The organism is Pseudomonas sp. P7759 (assembly GCF_013386445.1).
In the GTDB taxonomy this organism is placed as follows: Bacteria; Pseudomonadota; Gammaproteobacteria; order Pseudomonadales; family Pseudomonadaceae; genus Aquipseudomonas; species Aquipseudomonas azotoformans_A.
On record NZ_JACART010000006.1, the window covers coordinates 258,416 to 279,966 of the forward strand.

The 21,551-nt window shown below is 56.6% G+C and carries 21 protein-coding genes; 7 read left to right on the plus strand and 14 right to left on the minus strand.

Going from position 1 to position 21,551, the window contains the following annotated elements; all coding sequences use genetic code 11:
• Positions 1-84: 84 nt before the first annotated feature.
• Entirely contained in the window at positions 85-816 is a 732-nt protein-coding gene (locus HX823_RS07170) for a hypothetical protein (RefSeq protein ID WP_064054109.1), read from the plus strand.
• Between the two features lie 73 nt (positions 817-889).
• Here HX823_RS07170 and HX823_RS07175 read toward each other — a convergent pair whose 3' ends face one another.
• Together HX823_RS07175 and HX823_RS32255 are read right to left on the minus strand one after the other, a co-directional pair.
• On the minus strand, positions 890-1,408 hold the full coding sequence (locus HX823_RS07175; RefSeq protein ID WP_064054108.1) for a hypothetical protein: 519 nt from the start codon (positions 1,406-1,408) through the stop codon (positions 890-892).
• A 75-nt stretch (positions 1,409-1,483) separates the two neighbouring features.
• Positions 1,484-1,789: a hypothetical protein gene (locus HX823_RS32255; protein ID WP_371317945.1), complete on the minus strand. Its 306-nt coding sequence runs from the start codon at positions 1,787-1,789 to the stop codon at positions 1,484-1,486.
• Positions 1,790-2,149: 360 nt separating this feature from the next.
• Between HX823_RS32255 and HX823_RS07180 the strand changes: the two genes are divergently transcribed.
• From HX823_RS07180 to HX823_RS07190, 3 genes are all read left to right on the plus strand, one after another.
• Positions 2,150-2,362: an AlpA family transcriptional regulator gene (locus HX823_RS07180; protein ID WP_177074515.1), complete on the plus strand. Its 213-nt coding sequence runs from the start codon at positions 2,150-2,152 to the stop codon at positions 2,360-2,362.
• Between the two features lie 542 nt (positions 2,363-2,904).
• Positions 2,905-3,561 (plus strand): hypothetical protein, encoded by a 657-nt coding sequence (locus HX823_RS07185; protein WP_177074516.1) that lies wholly within the window; start codon positions 2,905-2,907, stop codon positions 3,559-3,561.
• Positions 3,558-4,658: an ImmA/IrrE family metallo-endopeptidase gene (locus HX823_RS07190; protein ID WP_177074517.1), complete on the plus strand. Its 1,101-nt coding sequence runs from the start codon at positions 3,558-3,560 to the stop codon at positions 4,656-4,658. Before HX823_RS07185 ends, HX823_RS07190 begins: the two co-directional genes overlap by 4 nt.
• A 46-nt stretch (positions 4,659-4,704) precedes the next feature.
• Here HX823_RS07190 and mobV read toward each other — a convergent pair whose 3' ends face one another.
• Positions 4,705-5,682, minus strand: a complete 978-nt coding sequence (gene mobV / locus HX823_RS07195; protein ID WP_371317943.1) for a MobV family relaxase — start codon at positions 5,680-5,682, stop codon at positions 4,705-4,707.
• 245 nt (positions 5,683-5,927) lie between these two features.
• On the opposite strand from mobV, the gene HX823_RS07200 reads away from it, so the two are divergent.
• The gene (locus HX823_RS07200; RefSeq protein ID WP_010563105.1) at positions 5,928-6,194 is read left to right on the plus strand and encodes an AlpA family transcriptional regulator; all 267 of its coding nucleotides are present in this window, start codon (positions 5,928-5,930) and stop codon (positions 6,192-6,194) included.
• A complete protein-coding gene (locus HX823_RS07205) occupies positions 6,184-6,444 on the plus strand; it encodes an AlpA family transcriptional regulator (RefSeq protein ID WP_177074519.1) in 261 nt (86 codons plus the stop codon). Before HX823_RS07200 ends, HX823_RS07205 begins: the two co-directional genes overlap by 11 nt.
• Positions 6,445-6,653: 209 nt before the next feature.
• Here the strand turns inward: HX823_RS07205 and HX823_RS07210 are convergent, their stop codons facing one another.
• The 11 genes from HX823_RS07210 to HX823_RS07260 form a co-directional block, all read right to left on the minus strand.
• Positions 6,654-6,905: a hypothetical protein gene (locus tag HX823_RS07210; RefSeq protein ID WP_010563107.1), complete on the minus strand. Its 252-nt coding sequence runs from the start codon at positions 6,903-6,905 to the stop codon at positions 6,654-6,656.
• Positions 6,906-6,907: 2 nt separating this feature from the next.
• On the minus strand, positions 6,908-13,021 hold the full coding sequence (locus HX823_RS07215) for a hypothetical protein (RefSeq protein WP_177074520.1): 6,114 nt from the start codon (positions 13,019-13,021) through the stop codon (positions 6,908-6,910).
• Positions 13,018-15,150 (minus strand): transglycosylase SLT domain-containing protein, encoded by a 2,133-nt coding sequence (locus HX823_RS07220; protein WP_177074521.1) that lies wholly within the window; start codon positions 15,148-15,150, stop codon positions 13,018-13,020. Before HX823_RS07220 ends, HX823_RS07215 begins: the two co-directional genes overlap by 4 nt.
• Positions 15,150-15,689: a hypothetical protein gene (locus tag HX823_RS07225; protein ID WP_177074522.1), complete on the minus strand. Its 540-nt coding sequence runs from the start codon at positions 15,687-15,689 to the stop codon at positions 15,150-15,152. Before HX823_RS07225 ends, HX823_RS07220 begins: the two co-directional genes overlap by 1 nt.
• 2 nt (positions 15,690-15,691) lie before the next feature.
• Positions 15,692-16,150, minus strand: a complete 459-nt coding sequence (locus HX823_RS07230; RefSeq protein WP_177074523.1) for a hypothetical protein — start codon at positions 16,148-16,150, stop codon at positions 15,692-15,694.
• The gene (locus HX823_RS07235) at positions 16,147-16,608 is read right to left on the minus strand and encodes a GNAT family N-acetyltransferase (protein ID WP_177074524.1); all 462 of its coding nucleotides are present in this window, start codon (positions 16,606-16,608) and stop codon (positions 16,147-16,149) included. The genes HX823_RS07230 and HX823_RS07235 overlap by 4 nt, the downstream gene beginning before the upstream one ends.
• 662 nt (positions 16,609-17,270) lie before the next feature.
• The gene (locus tag HX823_RS07240; RefSeq protein WP_177074525.1) at positions 17,271-19,067 is read right to left on the minus strand and encodes a DUF927 domain-containing protein; all 1,797 of its coding nucleotides are present in this window, start codon (positions 19,065-19,067) and stop codon (positions 17,271-17,273) included.
• On the minus strand, positions 19,054-19,935 hold the full coding sequence (locus HX823_RS07245) for a toprim domain-containing protein (RefSeq protein ID WP_177074526.1): 882 nt from the start codon (positions 19,933-19,935) through the stop codon (positions 19,054-19,056). Before HX823_RS07245 ends, HX823_RS07240 begins: the two co-directional genes overlap by 14 nt.
• Positions 19,932-20,150, minus strand: a complete 219-nt coding sequence (locus tag HX823_RS07250; RefSeq protein WP_177074527.1) for a hypothetical protein — start codon at positions 20,148-20,150, stop codon at positions 19,932-19,934. The genes HX823_RS07245 and HX823_RS07250 overlap by 4 nt, the downstream gene beginning before the upstream one ends.
• 302 nt (positions 20,151-20,452) lie before the next feature.
• Positions 20,453-20,785, minus strand: coding sequence for a hypothetical protein (locus tag HX823_RS07255; protein ID WP_177074528.1), 333 nt, complete (start codon positions 20,783-20,785; stop codon positions 20,453-20,455).
• On the minus strand, positions 20,782-21,087 hold the full coding sequence (locus HX823_RS07260; RefSeq protein ID WP_177074529.1) for a hypothetical protein: 306 nt from the start codon (positions 21,085-21,087) through the stop codon (positions 20,782-20,784). The genes HX823_RS07255 and HX823_RS07260 overlap by 4 nt, the downstream gene beginning before the upstream one ends.
• Here HX823_RS07260 and HX823_RS07265 point away from each other — a divergent pair.
• Positions 21,077-21,382 carry a hypothetical protein gene (locus tag HX823_RS07265; protein WP_177074530.1) on the plus strand — a complete coding sequence of 102 codons (306 nt, stop codon included), beginning with the start codon at positions 21,077-21,079 and terminating at the stop codon, positions 21,380-21,382. The two genes, HX823_RS07260 and HX823_RS07265, sit on opposite strands and share 11 nt — an antisense overlap.
• The last annotated feature ends 169 nt before the right edge of the window (positions 21,383-21,551 follow it).

The following is a 21,551-nucleotide window of genomic DNA, read 5'->3' on the forward strand; positions in this document are numbered from 1 at the left end:
AAAGCACGTTCTTGCTGATTGTGGGTTGCTGATAGGATCACTCGCTTGCACCCAAACTAGCTTTCGAGCCAAGGAAGAACACTAATGGATAGCACAGACTTCAACAGCCCGATCACTTACTCCGAGAGGCTCGTCGTTTTTTTTGACGTCATGGGCTGGAAAACACTTGTCACAGATGCAGGCAGCGATCCCGTAAAAGTCGGGAATCTCTCGCTGATACCTAGACTGCTGAAAAGCTCGACAGTCTTGCAGGCTGTGGGGGCTGGAGAGGCGCGGATCACTTCTTTCTCCGACTGCTGCGTGATCAGTATTCCATTTAAGCAGGAGGAGCTTTCTCAAGTGATTTATGGTCTGTCCAACGTGTTTGTAGGGGCAGCCTTATCGGGATTTCTGCTACGAGCAGGTGTCACCGTCGGAGATATCCATCACGAAAACGATATTGTATTTGGCCCAGCGCTCAACGTCGCTCATAGCCTAGAGTCCAATGGGTTCTACCCTCGAGTTATCTTGGACAAAAGCATCCTGGGGCTGAAAGACGTCGAGCTCGTTGAGGGGATGGTGGGCGCTGACGCCCTCGGAGTGTACGTCGACCCTTACACGCTGGAGTTCATCAAGTCAGATTATCTAAGGAAGGAGTCGATTCCAGATGGTACGTTCATGGGGATTCCAACGAACAAGGCAGTCGAAATCTATACTAATTTGCTGTTGCGTCTCGAGGATTTGTTAAGGAAGGCAGAGGGTGAAAAACCTCAGAAACAGGTGAATTGGCTGTACGCTCGAGTAAGGCAGCAGCACAAAAAAATACTTGGCGGCTAGCAGCGTTTCTTCCACAGTTTGCAGCAATAAGGTTTGTTGTTGGTGATGTCGGTTGTGGTCGCGACGGTTTTAATTATCCGTCAACGTGATGTGCGCAGCGGCCCAGCTCTTTCCCATCGTCTGCAATTGAGTAGCCGCATTCATAATTGAGTATCTCGATATCGGCTTCCTGCTCACCGTTAACACCACCATAAATCGTATGTGATTGACGGCCGGCCAACGGATCCCCACATTTGGGGCACACTAAATCGCTTTTACGGATCAGTTCGGATAGGGCTGACAGCTTGTCCTGAATGCCTTGGAGTTCTCCCTTCTTCAGCTCGATCTCGCTGCGATGTACGTCCCTGTCTGCTTCGAGGCGGCTAATTTCATCTTGAGTGATCTTGATCCGATCATTGAGGATGGACACCAGTGAGTCGGGCGTCTGAGCTTTTAGCGCCGCAATCTGCTCGTCCTTATTGATCAGACGTTCTTTGAGCACCTGGATCGATGCCTCCTTTGCCTGTACCAGGACGCTATAAACTGTGAAAAGGGCGATGATGAAGGAGACGATTGAAGCGAGCTGGGTGTAAAAGATTACTTCGTTAGTCATGGCCATATTCCTTGGCGTCAGTGCCTGTGGCCGCAGCTTACCTTTGTGGAACACGTTTTGGCATGGGTCGGCTAATCATGGCCTCTTTTTCCCCCTCACGAGGTCGAGGACTCTCTGGAGTTCCGCTTTCGATTTCGCATGAGGGTCTCGTGCTCCTGCGGGGTTTGATTTACGGGAGGTGACCTGTGGATTCTTCACTGCCGCCCGCGAGTCAGACGACAGAGCATTCTCAGATGGTGTGCACTTATCAATCGAGTGAGCCGCAATGTAAGCGTCTGCCCATGCGTCCAACTCTAGTCGGTCAAACCCGACTCCCTGTTTGCCGATGGGGAATTCGCTGACGTGTGGGCGAACCGTCTTGTCGAACTCCGCCCGGCACATTCCCAGATAGGACGGTGCGTGCTTGGCTCTAAGGATTCGAGGTTGCCCATATGGGTCAGTCATTGGGGCGCGCCAGATTAAGAGCATGGTGTGTTGGCTCTGATCGCGATACTAGAGACTTGGTAGGATGGCGTGGCCTCGATCTTACTCTGCAGTGAGCGCCGGTTAGGGTCGTGGGGTCGAGGCCGCACCAAGATCTCAGTGTAGCGCTGGCTCCTAGAGTCGCTTCGCGGAGTGCCGAACGGCTCTTGCAGTGGATGATTGCTAAGGGCCGGAAAAATATCCGATCAGGGTCGGAAAGCATGCGATGGGACAAATGTGGCGTTTAATGTCGAGGCCAATTAAAGCGAGGAAATACCCGTGGAGCGAAAACGCACCGCCCTGGTGGGCAACGCCGAAGTAATCAAGATGCTCGGCATGCAGAGTGTGTCCGGCCTCAACAAGCTGCGGGTTCGCGACAAGACGTTCCCTGAACCGATCAAGACCAGTGACGCACGTGGCGCTCGATGCCGCTTCGATCCGGTCGAGGTCGAACAGTGGATCGCCGACAAGAAGGCTTCTCGCAACCAGTGAGGTGATGCGAGCAGCAATTGCGCTGTGACTAAGTGTGACGCTGCGTGACATTGGCGTTGTCGGCTTTTATCACCTGGGTGAGCACCTATTTTGCGTGATAAGCCCACCAGTCGCTTATCGAGACCATGGGCACAGCAGCTCTGTCGTGGCCAGTCACATTAGTCCAGAACGTTAGTAAGCGATCACCTTCGGAGTGCCTAGGTTCAGCTCCCTGTTTCCAGCCGATCAACGTGGTTCGGGCCACCCCGATTGACTCTGCAATCGCCTGCATCGGAAGGCCTGCGCGTGATATTTCGTTGATCACTTGAAACCAATCAATTGACCTTGCAGGCGCTATGCGACGGCTCATAGAATCCCCACAAACGCGCGCGCGCGCGAGGGAAGACACTTTGATCTAATCAGAGACGGGCTCTTCCTTATCAATTCGCACCTCTCTCATGGGATGACTAATGCGTATTGGCCACGATCCCCCTGTCCGGTATTGCTTGTTTTTCTACATCGGATGATGTTAAAAAACGAGCAATTCATCAGGGGCATCGAAAATGCTAGAAAACGTTGATCAACGGTCGCTCTCGATTGAAGACGTACTGTCGTCGCTAGGGCTACCTGCTCATATTTTGCCTACCGTCATCGAGCAGCTCCTGCGTGATTTCAGGGCCACTGGGCCCAACAAGCCAAAGAGCGCGCCTGGTACGAATGCCTGGCAGCGCGGTATCGAGGTTCTCCGGGAGGAGACCATCCCGCTTGGGTGGACTCCAGACGAGCCCAACAATCAGCCTCGAACCGTGTCTCCTGACAAGAAGGTGGCTATTACGGTCAGCAGTGGTGATGCGAATACCGGTAACCCGAATAAAGAGCCACAGACCAGAAATGACAAAGGCTCTCAGACCACCAAGTGCGCGCATTATAACTCTCAGCAGGGTGAGCTTTTCCCCTCGCAACTTAACATCGTTAGCTTGCCTAGGAAGACGGAAGATGCTCCCTCGGAAGAGCTGTGGATGCTCCTTTTTTATATTGATGTGGAAAAGAGGGAAGTGCGTTACGAGTTATCACGCCCTACATCCATGAGTGAGAAATCAAAGGTGAATGGCTGGTCTCATCGTTTAATCATGCCACCGGTTTCCTACGACGAGCCTGCTTTGAGAAAAGCCCCTGATAGCCCAGCGGAAGTTGACGTTCCTGTAACGCCGAAATTATGAACAACGAAATATCTTTTAACTTGAATCGCTTGGTATTGGCCAGGCGTCGTCGAGCTCTGACTAAGAAGGGTTTGTCGGAATTGTCCGGGATTAGTCTGTCTAGCATCAGCAAGGTAGAAAATGGCGGACACTTACCGTCAGCTGAAATGATCACGTCTTTTGCGAGTGCTTTGAATTTTCCAGAGGGGTTCTTTTACGGCAAGGACATAGACACTCCTACCGAGTTAAATGCGAGTTTCAGATCGTTCTCTAGGATGACCTCGGGACAGCGTGACGCAGCATTAGCAGCCGGCGGAATCGCCTATTTTTTCAGTGACTGGGTCGCGTCTCGCTTCAACCTTCCTGAGATCGCTATACCTGACTGCTCCGGGATGGAACCTGAGGTTGCGGCTGATGCGGTCAGGGCCATGTGGGGCCTGGGATATGGCCCGATCAAGAATATGATTCATCTTCTTGAGTCGAAGGGGGTACGGGTTTTTAGCCTTGCGGAGGAAACTAGCCAGGTGAATGCGTTTTCGTGCTGGCGCGGAGGGGTTTCCCCTTACGTCTTCCTGAATACCATGAAGTCTAGTGAGTCCAGCCGCTTCGATGCAGCTCACGAATTGGGACACTTAGTTCTGCATAGGCATGGTGAAAATAAAGGTAAGCCCGTAGAGAATGAGGCCAACGCATTTGCTTCCGCATTTTTAATGCCGAAGAAAGGGATGTTAGGAACCTCATATGGTTGCAGAACGGTCTCGGACATCTTAGCGCGTAAGAAGTCTTGGAATGTATCTGCTATGGCCTTCACGTATCGCTTGAATCATATTGGATTGATCTCTGAACACACATATAAAGGCCTCTGTATTGATCTGAGTGTAATGGGTGCAAGAAAAAGTGAGCCTGACCCGGCGCCAAAAGAGACCTCTCAGATATTGCAGAAAGTTTTAGGTTTTCTGCGCGATAAGGGGACAGGTATCAGCTCCATTGCCGCTGAAATTCTAGTGAGCCCCAATGAGTTGAACCAAATACTATTTGGTCTGGCCCCTATCGCTATCACATCAACAGGAAGCTCTATCAAGACTCCGCCGAGGGCGAATCTTCGTCTCGTAAACTGAGAATACCTAGCCCTGTGCCGGGTTTTGTTGTTTGAGCTTGCGAGTATCAGTAGGGCAATAGCGGGGTGTCGCCGTTGGATACGCGTCGAAGGATATGGGTGAGCTTCTTAGCTAGCCTGTCGGCGCGTTCTTTCTCTTGATTCCCAGTAAGCCGGGCCATCTCTAGCTCCTGATTAACCCTTCCGAGCTGATCAAGTCCTTTCTCTAGCACTATCTCCCGATCCTCAAGCCCCCGCTGAAAGCGCTCGAGCTGAATTTTCTGACGCTGCAGTGCAGCATGCCGATCTTGCAAAGCAACCTCAGCCGCATTTTGGAGTTTGACTTGTGTAGCCGAAGCGTGGGCGCTAGCTAGCAGCATGGCATAGCTCTGCGTGTGTATGCCCATCGCGGCGGCCACCAGGTCTGATCTAGCAATACTCGGTTCGACTGCAACGAGGGCCTGGTAATACTGGGAAACCTTCTGGTGCGGTGCCTTGGCCCCCTCAATGCCACGAGACAGTCCGAAAGGCTTGCCACACCAATGGTGGAAGTCGGTTTGCATCTTGCGCAGCTTGGCGGGGCCTCCTAGGAAGTCACGGGCAGACAGGCGCCCGTCACGTGTTAGGGGTGTCACGTAAGCAACGAGGTGCGGGGTTCTCTCGTCCAGATGCACCTCGGCGCACACGATGTTTGCTGACCCATGACGCGCCTTGAGCCATGCAAAGGCTCGATCAAAGTAACCGCCGGTGTCAGGCATTGCCCCGCCATGCCTCGCGAACGCCTCAGGGCTTGCTGTGATCAAGTATTCGATGCAGATCACCGCGCCTTTCCGTCGCTTTTGTGGAAGCCTGGCCAAGACTGCTCGACCCAGTTCGACGGAGCGTGTTGCACCAGCCATATGCATGCTGGGGGTGCCATCGGAGTTCGGCGTTGGCATCTCTCGGAATGTGTGCCGCCCCGATCCCAGTACCCCTGTGATCGCTTTGAGCTTTTTTGTTCTTAGTATTGCGTATGGCATACCGGCCCCCGTTCTGACGGTGTTCATCTTCAGCCTGCGGGTGGAGCAAAGATCAGCGCAAGTCACCCCAAGCCTTCAGCTTGTGTACTCACTACACAAAGCAAGCTTTGTTGTTCGCCACGTGCCGTGGAAGATCATTGGAGCAGGCGCACGCATCTGTGGCCGGCTATCAGGCTTCACGGTCTTCTGATGCCAATGCGGAGCATCCTAGTCGGCGGCTCGGTGTTGGTAGCGACGGCCGTCATTCAGACGTTTGATATTTGGAGAGAACGATGAGCAATGCATCCGATGAGCAACCAATCGAATTCATCCGCTTGCTGGAGGTAAAAAGGCTCACAGGCCTGAGTACCAGCACTATCTACCGGATGTCGGCCAGCGGTGCTTTTCCGAAACAGGTAAAGCTAGGGGTCAAGGCCGTGGCCTGGATCAAGTCAGAAGTTCAGCGATGGAGTCGAGAGCAGATAGCTAGAACCCGGCACCAGATTAATTGCGCTGATCCTCTTCACTTCGCTAACGATGAGGTACGTCATGCCAGCTAACTCGTTGAATGAACCTGTTGAGTTTCTTCGTCTTCCGGCAGTGAAATTGATAACCGGCCTCGGCACCACGAAGATTTATCAAATGGCAAAGGATGGCAGTTTTCCGCATCAGGTGAAGTTGGGGGGCCGCTCTGTGGCGTGGGTCAAGTCCGAGGTGCTGGAGTGGAACCGAAAGCAAGTCAACCGCTCCCGTGGGCATGGTTTGCCTCCTCCTCCTAATGATCAGCAACCGATGAGCAACCAAGGCTAGTTAGCGGTGGAGTGCGCGATCTGTAGGCTTCTGCGGTTGGAATTGCTTCGGAAATTGTGGGATTAGTAACCAACGGTCGTTGAACGCTCGTTGACACTGTGTTGCAACGAGCTTGCATCGCCGTTACATGAAACGTTACGGCTTCGTTACAACTGGCTGCAGGAAGCAAAAGACCCGCATCAGCGGGTCTTCTTTTCTGCGTCATCAGGTTACTTTTTCAACTCAGCGATCTTCTGGCGCTCTTCCAAAGCCTTTCGCTCCAGGTAAAGGGACAAGAGCCCCTGACCGGTTGATTGACCAGCGTGGCTTCGCAAAAGCACCAGGTTGAACAAGGGGGCGAGCACTAGCAGCACAACCAAAGCGATCTGCCACCCTCCGCCCGGCATCCCTTCTTCGCTGATTAGGAATAACACCACCCCGATCAGGGCCAGATTCAAAACGATACCGAGTAGTCGCATCATGGCTATTTTTTCCCTGTGAGAAGTCCTTTCATGAACGCAGCAGCGTCCTCCGGCTCTTCATCCCCAACCGTTATATCCCACAGGTAAGTGCCTTGCCTGGTGAGCGGTTTGACCGGGATGCCTAGCAGGTAGCCAGTTGCCGTTACAGCGGATTTGACCACTTGCCCTGGGTCTTTGTCACCACTTGCTACGCCGGCGACCGCAGAGGTTAGTTGGCGGCCAGCATTGATTGCCTGCCATGCAGGTGACAACGACCCTGCGTGACCGCTCAATGCGGAACCGATAGTGTCCCGAATGACCGGAAAGCCTGAGACACCGAAACCCAGTGTGCTTTTTGCCATCCAGGCTGCGGTGTTCTCGTCCTCTTCTGGGCCCTTACCCGTCAGCAGATCGCCGATGACTCCCTGGAAGAACGCCAATGCCAGCATTGAAGCTGCGGCACTGGCGACAGTTCTTGTCCCTTGGCGTGCCTCAAAGGCCAGGTCTCGGTTCTGGTTGTAGTAGGCGCTGAACGGTGTGTAGAACATCGTCAGCAAGCGCATTGCGGCGCCCTGGTCTTTGCGTTGGATTGCCGCGATGTCCATGGCTCCGGTGCCGCCCTGAGATTGGCGTACAGCCTTGTCACCATCCAACACTGCGGCGGTGCTTTCCTTGCCTGCTGCAACACCTTCACGGTAAGCCGCTAGCCAAATCGCACCCGAAATACCTCGGTCGAGGTATCCCAGCAGATTGAACGAGAACCGCACCAAGTCGGCTTTCTTGCGGAAGAACGCATTGCGGCCGATGAGGGCGCTCATGTTGGATTGCAGTCGGCCGTCTTCCATGTCCCAGCGTAGGCGCATCGCAGGAGAAGCCTCGGTGATCATCCGGTAGGTATCAACCGGCGACCGCACGCCTTCAAGCAGGGCCGTAGCGAGTTCACGAGGCTTCACGTACAGCAGGCCAGGTATAAGTCCAGCTGCCTGGGCCAGTAGGGTTGTTGTCGAAAGCCCTAGTCCTACGATGGACGTGTTTGTCCGTGCCGTGTCGAGGAACTGGTTGAAGTTGCCAGTCTCCGGAGGGTTTCGGTCATTAGCGATGGCCCTCAACCAGGGCAGGAATGCATCAGCTCCGCGTGGGCCAAGCTTATTGATGAGCACAGCCCGGACGTAGGGATCCTGCGTAAGGCGGTGGGCGTCCTGCAACGCTTCCCGGTGGGTCAGGTCGTGGACATGCTGGGCCAGGCGCTGGGGGATGGCGCTGAGGTCGAGCAGTAGTGGCCCTGACATGCTCTCGTTACGCTGGTTGGTGAATCCGTTACCCGGTAGCGCTCCTTCGAACCCTTCACCGAACAGCTCGCCGCCGACTGCCGCTGGCGGTGCGCCTGCACGCTTGCGGTCATAGATGATTGGGAAGTAGCCACCGCGGTATTCACCGAAGGCGGTTGTGATTGGTTTCGGCTCAATGCGGGGTGGCTCCACACCGGAGAGGCGTTTGTACATTGCAGCGATATCGGGCCACAGGTCGTCGAACGAGTCCCATACAGACTGCACCAGATCCCAATCCTGTTTGTCGAGGCGTCCCAGCATGTCAGCCAGTGATGCTTCGTCGACTTTGTTCCCTTTCAACAACTTGTTGCGGTTTGACTCGTTGCCGGTGTTGAGCGCGTGCATGATTAGCTCGCGGCGGTTGAATGATTTTCCAAGGCTGGGGATGTGGAACCGATCGGCCAGGCGTTCGGCGTTCATGTCCGCAAAGCGCTCAACTATCGTGCGGATGCCGGCATTGAACAACTGACGCTCATTGGCTTGGGCCTCTGCGAGTGGGCTCCAGATCAACTGGTGCCAGGGGCCGCTGGTGTCCCTGCCGTCTAAGCGGTTGATCACGTTCTCCATCCGCGTCAATGAGGCATCCAGCCCCTGCAGAAGACCTACTGCCTTGTCACCGATGGTTTCGCTGCTTTCGGATACAGCCACTTGTCGTGCGCGTACGGGCACATTCGTGTCTAACGCAGCTATGAGATCAGTCCTTGCCTGTTCGTAATCGCGCTTGTCCTTGCGGTTCAGCAGCTTGTTTTTCAGCCTGGCCATATGCTCGATGTTTGCCACTGCGTCACGTAGGCCGCCAAGCTCCTCGAATGTCAGTTCCCGATAGTTGACGCGGGCGCTCTGTTCAATCAGGTGTTGCGGTACCGCGACGATGTTGCCGGCGGCCTCTTGCTCCCTGACGAACTGGGCGAGGCTACGGCGACGTTCAACCTGTGGGCCGCTGACCTTGCGGAACTCGTACTGATCCAGCAGCCCCTCGATTTGCTCTAGGTAGTTGGCCCCGGCTTTGCCTATGCGTTCCCGGGTTGCTGGCTTCTCAAAGCGGTGCATGAAGGTATAAATCCGGTCTTCTTCTTTGCGCGCAGCTGTCGCCTCCCGGAACAAGTAATGGTTCAGCAACTCCCGTTGCTTGGACTCGGCGGCCTCTTGCCAGCGGTTTTTCGTGGCGAAGTTGAAGGCGTCCCGGTTGGCCTTGCGCTCGGCATTGAGGTACAGGTGAGGCTGGATATCTCGTACAACCTTGTCTGCGATCACCTGTTTGGCGACTGAGCGGATAGCTTCCAGAGGCGGTATAGCGTCGTAAGCATCGTTGCGCAGAGCCCGAGAGTCGGCATCCTGAGCCCTCTGCACCTTGTCGACCTGGCGGCGAAGACGATCAATAGCGCGCAGCTCTTCGCGGAGAACCCTGGCACGATCATCGTTGTGCACTGCCTCAATGGCACGGTCTGCCAAAGAGCCATCGTTAAGCATGTCACCGTACTCGGCGCGCATCCTGGCGTCTGTTTCCGCTTGGATGAGCTCCCTACGTGCGCGGGCACCTACTAGAGCCTGCACCAGTTCATCACCTGATGTGTACCCGAACTGTTCGGCAACCAGGTCGGGATGAATCCCCTCATCGCCAGTCATGCCACGAAGGCGTGTTACGACCGTCTTGCCGTAGCGTTCCAGCAGCGGCTCGCGCAGCAGTTTTACCGGCTCTCCAATCGTCCCATCGGTCTGCAACCCTTTGCGCAAGTAGTCTTGGACGCGGTACACCGGTTGTGAGTCGACTTCTTTGGTGACGTCACCCAGCATCTTCTCGCGTGCATCCTTCCACCACTTTTCCTGTTCACGGGTCAGCTCGCGTAGCGACTCGGCTGTCAGCCGTTCCTCTGCAGCCTGGCCAGCTTTGTTGGCAGCAGCGTGATAAGCCTCGAACTCGGCCGGTGACATGCCGGCGGTCTGGGCATCGCTGAACAGAGTGCGGAAGGGGGCTTGAGCAACAGCAATTTCATCATCGGTGGCCAACAGTCGATCAAACACCCGACGTACGTCGTCATTGAGTTGGACGTTCAGCCGACTGGCATCGCGATAGATCTGGGTCAGCCACGCCTTGAAGCGTGAAAATGCCGACTGCAATGCTGCGCTGGGTGCCTTCCCTTCGCGCAAGTACGCTTCAAAGCCCCGCGCAAACTGTTCATGCTGATCGACTTTGATGTCGGTGCGCTCATTGACGCCGAACCAATCCAGAATTGTCTGGTAGTCCTGTTTCACCTGATCCGGGACATCCGTGCGCGATGCGAGATCACCCATCACTTCAAGGTAAAAATGCCCGGTTTCATGTAGGAAGGTAGAAAGGTTCGCCTTGTCGGTCAGTTTGATTTCGAACTTGCGGTCGGCGCCGAACTGGATAAAGCCGCGTGTACCGTCCTCTGATTGATCGAAGCGGACGGCGTCGCTCCCGAGCAATGCTTTTCGTACTGCGGCGTTGTCCAAGACGTTCAGATCAAGGCCAGACTGATCAAGTGCTCGTTGCAGGTCATCTAGCGAGCCGCGTGCATTGAGAAGCTCTTGGTTGAGATTGGCGGGCGCTGATTGGCGTTGGCCGCGCAGTTCTTTGTCCAGTGAGGCCAAGAGCATTTCCGGCGTTGCGGTTGGCACATTTCCCAAGTATCCGGCTTCTGCAGCTTGAGTGGCCATATCGTCCAGACTGCGCCCACCCTTCCTAGCAATTCGGTTGTTACCTCGACGGCCCACATCAGCATCACGGGCCGCCAGCTCGCCACCATCGTCGCGTATGCCGCCGCGCTCACGAATGAAGTCTATTAGCGAGGCGCCGTAGATCTTCGCGTCGTCGGGAACATCGGCGGCGCGCAGGCGATCAATCAGCAGGTCAAGCTGATCAGATCCGCCAGGCTTGCGCAGCACCTCAGGAATGTCCTGGCCGATGCGGAGCCGATACTGGTTGAACAGATCGTAAGGGTCGATACCTGAGCGCTCTCCCAGAGAGCGAAAGGCGGACTGATAAAGCGATGCCTCTCTGTCTGCTGTCTGTGCTTCGCGACCAATACCAAGCAACTGACCGCGAACATCCTCAAACACTCGGCGATCCGATGCAGCGACATGGTCTTGCTCAACACGATCACGAAGGCGCTCAAGCTCCTCAGGCGCGCGTTGCTGGAACTCAGCAAGTTCTCGTAGCGTCATCGCGTCGGGAGTTGCGCGCATATCCTGCTCGAGGCCGCGGTGGTGCCCGTCCTTGGCAATGACCGACGCCCACTTCTCCAAAGGGATTGAGATATCTGCACCAAGGGCCAGGGCTTCTCCAAGGGCATCGGGGTTGCCTGTCGCCGCTTTGGCGAACTGCTCAGGATCGAGGTTGTTCTCCTGGAAGTAGCGTTGGAACTGCTCGGCGGGTACCAGGATGTTTTCTACATTGCCGCCGGCCTGTTCTTTCAGCCTGGCCACGAGTGCTTCGGCTCGCTGTGGTGAGCGTTTGAACATCTTGGAGTTCTGAGCCATGTCACCCAGTTGTTGGACGGCAGCCAGATCTTTCTCGATTTGCCAATATCGTCTGCCCGAGCTGGCACTTGCGATAGCGACATCAACCGGCGACGTTGCCAAACCCAGGAAGGCGTTCAAGAACATTTCTCCCCCAGTTGCCTGTTCGCCGACGGCAGCAGCACCTGCGACCGTGCCACCAACAGCGCCTGCAGCTTGGGCTACACCTTCAACTGCGACGTTGCCCAGCTTTCCTGCTATGCCGCGGCCGGCAAACGGAATCGGCACCATGCCGCCTAATGCGTTGATCGCGGCTTCGGTCGCAGTGCGCTTGAAGCTGTAGGCGTATGCCTGGTCTAAGTCGCCGGTTTTCTTGAGCCCTTCGGCCAGGTTCTCTCCTGCACCGCCGGCGATGCTGGTACCGAGGTTTACCCCTCCCACCACGATTGCCTTCTCAGCAGCACGTTGCGCAAAGGTGCTGGCAAGACGACTGACAGCGAAGTTCTTCACCGGTTGCGCCGCAATCCCGCCTATAACCCCGCCTGCCAAAAGGCTAGGTAGCGATTCAGTCAGTGCGCTGCCGATCAATCCAGGGTTGCGTAATGCGTACAGGGCGGTATCACTCGCCGCGCCACCCACACCAGCACCGCCGTCGCGGGCTTTGTCGAATATCTGTCCTGCGAAAGCAATACGTTGGTCGCGTGGTAGAGCCAGGTATCCCTGGGCGGTGTTGGTGATGTTGCTTTCCGTGCGGCCCGTATAGTTCGGCTCTTCTCCCTTGTTGCGATCCAAAGCGCTCTGCGGTGCCAGTGCGTTCACGAAAAAACCACCAACCGAAGACAGCGCCCTGTCCAGCATGTTAGCGCCGGCCTCACCGATTATTCCCAGTTGACCAAAACCCTTGGTCAGTGCATCGCTCTTACTCGTTGAGTGCTGCTGACCGGACTCTTTGACGAAGTTATCAAAGGCACCTTCGACGTTCGACAGCCCGTCGATATCGTCGTGGGCCACGCTGGCGTTGTCCGGGTCAGTCAGGAACTGGTTGGTGGCCGGCGCTCGCTCAATCAGGGCGTCGTAGTCCACGGATGCCAGCTTGGCTTGTCGCTCAACCTGCTTGCGGTTGCGAACAACCATGTCAGGAGCGAGCCCTGTCAGTTCGGCCAGGCGTTGAATGCTGGCTTGCTCATCCGGGTTGTTGTCAGCAACGTAGCTCAGAGCCGTGCGCGGGTTGGGCTTGCTCTGCTGGCGCTGGATGGCAACGTCGTACTTGTTTGTCTCTACGCCCTGAGGTTCTTCTTTGCCGGCGAGGATGTTGTCGTACTGGCTCATTGGTTGGCCTCATTGAACAGGTTGAGGATCTCGGCATCACTCGCAGTGCGGCCATGGCGCTTAAGCGCCGCGGTAATCTGCTCGTGCTCATCGGCGGGAATCTGCTTGATGTCCGTGACCCGAACGTTGTCCCCAGGCTTCCGCTCAAACGCGCGTTGCTTGTTGGTGAAGAAACCGAACAGTCCTGACCCTTCAACCGTTCCTTCGATGAAGGCGTGATCCACGATCTGTTGCACCTGCTCGTGTGTGGCCTTCTTGTTCTGTTGCGCCTCTAGCCCCCGGATCTGGTCATCAACATAGCGACGTGCCGTTGCCACTTGCTTGGCTACCGCTGATCCCGGTTTAGGGCTGGAAGGCATGCCTGCGTTGCGCAAAGCGTCGTTGAACAGAGCTGTGCTCGTCGAGATCGATGCTGTTGCTGCTGGCCCGCCGGTCAGCCGCTTAATCTGCAGGTCGGTCAGGCGGGTGAAGTCCTCATTGCTCAGCTTGTCACGCATGTCGAGCAGGTTGACTTCGTTCCCTTGGGCGATGAGATCCCTGGCATGGGTATACACCTCAGGATCGGTTTGCTGATTCTGCTTGTACGCCATCAATTGCTTGCGGTCTTTTGCAGGTAGCTTGGCCCAAAGGTCGGGATCCAAGTCTTGCCATTTGTTGCCCTTGAGCATGAAGTCCCAAGCCTGCCCTTGGTTCTGAATGTGCTCCTGCTTTTGCTGATCTTGCTGCCAACTGAATCGGTCGCGTGCATCAGCGATGGCGATGCGTTTCTGATCAGGGGTTAGATCGCTGCGAGCATCAATGCCCTTGGCGATTTGGCCGAATGTCGGTTCGGCCTCCTGCTGGACGCTGCTGAGAACTTTCTGGGTATAGTCCTTCGTCTCTTTGAAGGGGATACCCTTGATGAAGTCGGCTTCGCTGATTTCGCCCTTCCTGGGGTCACCCAGTTTCAGCTTGCTTTCATTCTTGCCCGTGGTGTTGGTGCCGTTGATCCAATCGTTAACCATTCCAGGGCCCGCGTTATAGGCGGCGACGGCCAGCGCGTCCGAACCATCGAACCTTTGGCGCAACTTCCCGTAGTACGCCTCTCCAAGTGAGCGGTTGTAGTCCGCGTCGGTCTTGAATCGCTTTTCGTCCCAAGGCAAGCCAGCAGCCTGAGCAGCCTCAGGGCCAGTGCTTGGCATCACCTGGGCGATGCCTACCGCTCCACGATTGGAGGTAAGTGGCGCTCCGGATGCGTCGACTTGGCGACCGTCGCTCTCGGCCTGAAGCATTGCCGCGAACACCGACCCACTCCCGCTTTTGGCTTGCTCGACCGCCTGTGCTCCAACGCTGACGCCTATGCTTCGATCCAGTAGCGGGTTCAGGGTTTTGATCAGGCTTTCTCGGTTCTTCAGGGTAAGCGATGAATACGGGCCATCGTCCCAGTTAGACAGATCTTGCTGGATTTGCTGCAGTTGCTCCGGGTTGTTCCCTGCACTGTGGATACGCGCCAGTGCGTTAGCCGAATAGGCCGACTGCTCAAACGTGCGCACCTCTTTATCCCAACCATCGATGCCATAAGCGCTACGGCCAACGGTCTGAACACCATCCGCCCGCGCTCTGCTGAGGATCTGGCCCAAGTCAGCATCTGGCCTGGCAGCTGCATTCTCCAACAGATCAAAGCGAGACCTGAGCTCACTTTTAGCCACGCCTGTGCGGGCCTCCAGCACCGATCCTTGGATCTGTTGAAGCTTGTTTGCCTGCATCTTGCGTACAGCGAGATTCAAATGCTCTTGGTCAGATGCATCCAGGCCTGCGACTTTCACCGGCTCCAGCTTGCTGATGAATTGCTGATAGCTTGATTCGCCTTGATCAGGTTGGACTTCCAGGGTTTTCAGCTTGCCGCTGAGCTCGTTTACCCCGGTGTCTAGTTGGCTCTCATAGTCCAACAGCGCGTTGCTTACCTTGACCTTAGAAAGCTCCTGGTCTTCTTTGTTTTTCTGGTCAAGGAAGGAAAGCGCTGCGTTCTGAACTGTGCCGGCTAACTGTTGCGCGCCGCGATTCAGATTGTTCGGGTCTGGTGTAATAACGCGATTTTGGGGCGCCTCTGGCAATACACGTACGCCCGGGCCAAGTGGTATCTGTGCCATCAGGAATTCCTCACCCAGGCTGGATTGGCATTCAGTTCTTGCGTTTGGCCCTGCATGTCCCGACCTGCAGCGGATGCTTTCCACCCGCTTGCGATCCGAGCCCCGCTGGAAAGCACGGTGCCAATGGATTGGGCGTTCGCGTTAGATCGAGCCTGGCTACCTGCCAGCTTGTAGTTGCTGGCATCGACGGAGCCGCGGGCCTTTTGGTTCTGGCCATTGAAGATGGTCAACACCGCGTCTTCCTCGGCATTGCCGATGATTTCTTCGTTGATGTTGACGGCGGTGCCTTCACCCACCTCAACACCAGACCCTGCAAGGGCCGTGTTGGCCTCACTGGCCTGGTTGCGGGCAATCCGTCGGATACGGTCGGCCTGCACCATTGAGGCACTGGCGGCCGCATTGGCGTCGTTTTGTGCCTGCTCGGATTGAGCATCAGCGTTCAAGCTGGCCTGCTTACCGGCCTGCTGGGTTGAGTAGACCGAATAGGCCGTACCAGCAACGGCGGTGGCTAAGGCAACAGCTGTGGTGTATCCAGACATGGTTATTCTCCAGTGGTGATGATCAGGTCGTCGCTTTGCTGGCGCGACATGAGTGCGGTGGGTTGATCGGTGAATTCAGATTCGGCGTCTTCAACCGTTTTGGCCTGGGTGGCAAAGGTCATGGTCAGATCGGTGTCGGCATGCGCTAGAAACACCTGTTTACGGCCAGGCTGCCCCGGGACGACGTGGTATCCCTTCAGCTCAACTGTTTCGCCACCGATGAAAACCGTGACGTGGCCCGACACGATCAGCAGCGTGGGGATCTTGATCAGGGCGCCGGTGATCATTACGCCGGCTGGAACGCGGATGGTTCGGGAGTAGAGCCCGGCGTGAAAGTGGTGCTGGGTGTGGATGGCCACTTGTTCCATACCAAGCAGATGCGACTCCAAGCCCCGGACTTTCTCAACGTCGGCACTTGTCATAGCGGGGAGTGATGGGGCCGCTGAGGTGATGTTGTTCATGCGAGCACCCTCAGGAATACCTGGTTGGTTTCCCTGTATCCGGAGCGGGGCAGAACCATCGCCAGCCTGCTGCCAATGGGCGCGCTGATCATCAGGGCAGATGCACCCAGTGCGAAGGCGCGGGCCTCGGCTGCACGCAACAGCTTGATACCAGCCCCGCCCTTGCGTGCATGCGGCTCAACGAAGAATGACTCCATCGCGCAGATGCGGCGGCCCGCGTAGTGCGGCAATCCATAAACCAGCAGTGAGGCAAGCCCGACCAAGTCAGGGCCGAACACGCCGAGGATGTGCAGTGCGCCGCTCGTCTCCAATGCCCGATACGTTGCAAAGCAGGCATCAACCTTGCCGAACTCAGGGATGCTCGATTCATCGCCATAGGCAGCCAGTAACTCAGGCAATGCGCCGGCCTGCTCCAGCTCGGCCACCGTGCAGGTTCGAATAATCGTTTCAATGCCCATGACGTGGTTCCTGTGCGTGTACTTGTGGTTGAGGACGAGAGCTGGCTATGAGTGGTGATGCTGGGACGGGCTCTGGTCGGAGAACCTCGGCGTTTGGCCAGCGGTACCGGACTTCTTCCAAGGCCTGGGCTTCTGTCATGGGCTCTCCGATCATGCTGCAGAGCACTTTTCCCTCTCGAACCACGCACCAATGGGAATGGCTTGGCTCTGTTGGCTCTGCGTATGCATCCGCCTGTATTTCGAAATTTGGCTGTGGTTGTTCTGGCGGTGCTACCGCACTCAACCGCTCAAACATGCCTCCTAGGACTGTCATGGCCGGTTCTCCAGAACAGATGTGTGTTCCCACCTGTTCACACTTCTTTGTTTTAGTGGGAACGCTCGCAGCCCACGGCCGCTCTGGCTGTTCCCACCGTTCCCACTGTTCCCACCACTTTTTCCCTTTGCCCAATGCAGTAGCTCGAAAGCGTGGGGCGCGAATCGAGTCTTCTCAGCACGATCACCACAATGTGTTTCTGTGATTCTGAAAACGGTGGGAACAGTGGGAACCGGGGGAACGAGCCCGGCCAGTAAGGGCTCCAGGCGTTCACACTTGTTCCCACTATGAGAGTTGGTGGGAACAGAGCTGCTGCACGAATTTGGCTGGATTGGGGGGCGAAGACTGGTCATTGGCCGAGTGCCTCGCGATCCATGGCCTCTGAATCGACTACGTACAGGCCGCTAGTTCCCCCTCCTGGAAGTCGGTATTTCTTGGTATGGCGCTTCTTGTCGGAGTCGCGTTTGGCAAGGGCTCCCGCGCCTTCAAGAGCTTTGACGACGCGGCTCAGTCCATAACCGTGCGCTGCTTCGATCAACGCGGACTTGTTGAATAGGTAAAGCCGCTTGGTGCCGGACATTTCCCAATAGCCGGCACGGTTGGAAACCTTCACCTCTGACTGGCCTTCGGCTACATCGGAGAATCGGCTGCTACCGTGGCGGTCAATGAAGTCCAGGATGCCGGATAAGATCTGGCGGTCTTCAGCGTTGCCACTGCCAACTCTGTTGAGCCATTCGCGGTACAGCAGTTGGCAGTCCGCCAGGGCGCTACCTTCAGGCCATGGGAGCAGTTCGTAGGCGACTGCCATTTCGCAAGCCAACGCGATGACCGCAAAGCGGTCGGCTACTCGTCCGGCTTGTGCATTGTCTTCCGCGAATGTGGCGCGCACCTTGGCGAAGTCTTCCAGTAACCCTGGACGATCATCGTTAGCCAGTAGCCGTTCAACGAACGCCGGCCCGACGTGGCCATGACTGCGAGTGACAGCGACAGTCAGTTGGCGGTGGAAGTCCGCACCCTCAAGGCCGTGCAGTTCGTCAAAGGCACGGTGGGTGCGAGTGCCCGCGTTCACGTCGACCATTCGCAACTCGGCACCGGCGTGGGCGGCATTGCCCGAGATCGCAGCGTGCTCGGACAGAGACCGCTCGCCGCTTGAGAGTGCAAGCAGGCGCCAATTCAGCCTGGCTCTGCCTTCACGCTCCCGGGTCATCGTTCCTTTGCCTTGCCCGTTTGCCAGTGCATAGGCCATTTCTTGAACGCGCTTTGGATCGGCGCGCTTGATTTCATCCAATGGAAGGAGGGTGTCGTTTCGTGATGACGCCTCAATTTCCAAACCACCCTTGGTCATGTCCCACGATGCCGCGAAGACACCGGGGTCACCCCATACTGATGATCCAACCAACTGAACCAATGACTTACCGCTTGAGCTGTCACCTACGAGGTGAACGCCACCGCCGAGTACGCCGACCAGGCTCAGAAGTGGCCCAGCAAGCGCGCAGCCGATGGAAAGTGTCAGTACCGGGTTGCCGGCACACTTGGCCGCGACTTCCAGTTGCCAGGTGGCCAGGTCGCCCTTCGTCTTGAACAGATTTTGCGCTTGGCTGCTGGCTTGGTAGCGAACTTTGTCACTCCCGATAGTTCGTCCAGGCAAAACAAACGCCCCCGACTCATGCCAGCCTGGCCGGCTCGTGGTGACGAAAACTTCGGTCGGGTGCTGCTCAAGCAGGTATTCCATGAAGTGGCTGCGCTTCTTGAGGGAAATGATCACCCCCATAGAAAACAGAGCTCGCCTGGCTTCCTCACCGCTACCGCCGAACACCTCCATGGCAATAATCCAGTCCTTCACCCCGTTGTCGGTGACCATACGGAGCAAGCGGCCCTCACTACCGTCATCGCTGTTGGTAGTGCGAGCTACGACTTTGACGGGGCTAGAGATCCACTCATCGGTGATTGCTCGGTCATCGCTGGCGCCATCAACGTCGTCCTGATCTGAGTCGCGCTTGAAGCCGTGCCAGTAAACGCCAGGCTTGAGCTTGCGGCCTTTCTCGTTGGTGACCCATTGGTCGTACACCGCCCAGCAGGGACGATTAGGCGCAATTACTGCAGCATCAGGCCGAAGGTTGATCACGTTGGTATCAGGCTTGGCCATTTGTGAGCTTCCAGTTGGCGAGGTCGTTGAAGTCTGTGAGGTCATCGGGTGCACCTTCCGGCCACTCTGGGAATGCCACTTGGCCGCCCACGGCTGCCGCTGCGGCATTTGCAGCTTTGCGTCCTGGGTTGCCGTCTGTGAGTCGGTCGTCGTCGCCGGCTATAACGATTGGCTGACCTGGATAACGGGCGCGGAGCCCCATGGCTGCCGGAATCAAGTTCCCCGCGTTCATGGCTGCGGCAACGACGTAGCCGCCGTGCTGGTGGAGACTGGCCGCCGTCGCCCATCCCTCGCAGATGCAGAGAACTGAGCCTGGCTCGATGATGCCCAGCGGTGAATAGGTACCTTTCACGCGGCCTCCCGGTAGGAAGCGCTTGGCTCCGTCCGGGGCGATTCTTTGTAGGTTGATCAGGCGGCCATCCAAGTACAGAGGGATAAGCAGGTCAGTACCTCGCTGGCGCAGGCCATGAGGGCGCACCGCTTTGGAGACCAAGTAAGGATGATCTGGGTCGGCGCGCCGTGCATTTCGCCACCAGCGGTCGGCAAGTTCCGTTGCCTTCTGCTGGCGCTGGAGTTGCTCTGCTTTGCGTTGGCGTCGTGCCTGATCAACTCGCTCGCGGATCTGTGCGGCTTCGCGAGCGTCCACAGGCTCACGACTGCACCAGGTGCTGGCGCCGCCGGACTTCCAGCTACCGAATGCACCGGAAGCGATACCGTCCAGGTACAGGACATACCAACCGTTGAGAGTGCCGGTCTTGTCCTCTGGAACGCGGAACCGGTGAATGGCACCGTCTGGCTCGGGAAGCCAATCAAGTTGCCCATAGGTGGCTTGGAGTGCGTCACGGAATAGGAAGATTGCGTCAGTCATGCGGCACCCATTGGCGGGGTGTGCCGTTCGACGACTGCGGTCAGCAATTCCACCATGCCGTCCAAGCAATGTTTGCCCAAAGGATCCTGCTCGCGATCACGCAGCTTGATCAGATGATCCAGGCCAACGTTGATCATGCTCAGGCTGCGAGCGTCGATATGCGGGCGCTCTTTGGCTGACACGCTCATTGTCGGATCGAACGGGATCACGGACATGGCAGTGTCTCCACTGTGATTGGCTGTGAAGGTTCTGTGCCAGCGAACGTTCGGGCGATTGACCCATTGTTCATGCAGCGCCAATAGGTCGGCTCGTCCAAGGATTCAACCTGGCTCGATGTCACCAAGGCTCCAGGGCTACGCATAACTACGCGTCCACATTCGGCGTCAGACGCAGTCAGAAAGGGCCCCATGAGCGGTTTCGGTGCTTTGGGGTGCGTGACGAAAAACAGCTCAGTGACTTTTTTCAGGCAAGCCTTCGGCTTTCCCGCCAATTTGCAGGTTTGGTTGTTCATGATTGGTTAGGCCCCTTGAGACTTAGAGCGGTAGCCGATTAGGGTCAAGAACTCGTGTCCAGGCCTTTCCGCCTGCAATGAGGTCGCGAGCGCCTCCATCAACGCTGCATTGACTCGTTTCGCCTCGGGCAATTCTTTGAACTCAGCTGCCCACATGCTGATTCGTACCTTGGCTTCGGGGAACTCAGGAGCTATCAAGTTGGCCAGATCAATCGCCGCCGCCCTTTGTGTCAACTGAGCCACTTGGATGTTCAGGCCTGCCTCTGGTAAGTAGGCGTTTACTACATAGCGAACGAAACCACTGGGCACGTCGCTTGTGCAATGAGTGGCGCGGATCATTGGACGGCCCTCTTTGTTAGGTCTGTCAGCACTTCGGCGAGGTCGCCTCGAGCTTGGCAATAGAGCCAGTCCAGATCCTCAGCATTGTGATCGGCCGTGTATTGGGACGAGCCGATGCTTGATGTGCTGCCTGGATAGCGACGGTTCAAGAGTTCTACTGCCTCTGTTGCATCAGCCTCTGTCGCGAACGGGGCAATGATTCTGGCGATGAGGATGCCATTGCCTTGTTTAGCCGGCGTCATGACCATGAAGTAGCTGTCACCTCGTGCTGCCCCAGGATTAGTGATTGCGATGATCGACATTTACCACCTCCTTGGCTTCCGCGAAGCGATCAGCCTCACGCCAGTGCTGAGCAAGGAAACCGGCCGAGTGAAGATGAACCTCGCTCAGCAGAGTCGTGAGACGGACGCTCACTGGATGGCGTGCACCGCCGATAGCGGGGAGGACGGCATCGGTAAGGAGCGACCTCAACTCGTCGAACATTACGCGAGCATTGCGCAGGCCGATCAGGTCAGACGTGGACAGCAAGACGGGGCCAATGACGTAGCCGTTAGCGTTTGTCTGGGCTTGGAGTTCGCCATGTTTGATGGCGATTGAGTCCACAGTGCTCATTGCGCACCCCCGAGGTTTTCCAGGCCGCGAGCGGCTGCCATGTGGGCGTTGTAGCGGTTCAAGCGGACTGCAAGGGATGAGTTTGCGCGGAGAGCGCTCAAGGCCAGGTGACGATGAACACAGGCGCGAATTTTGGACGGAGTGAGAGCGTGCA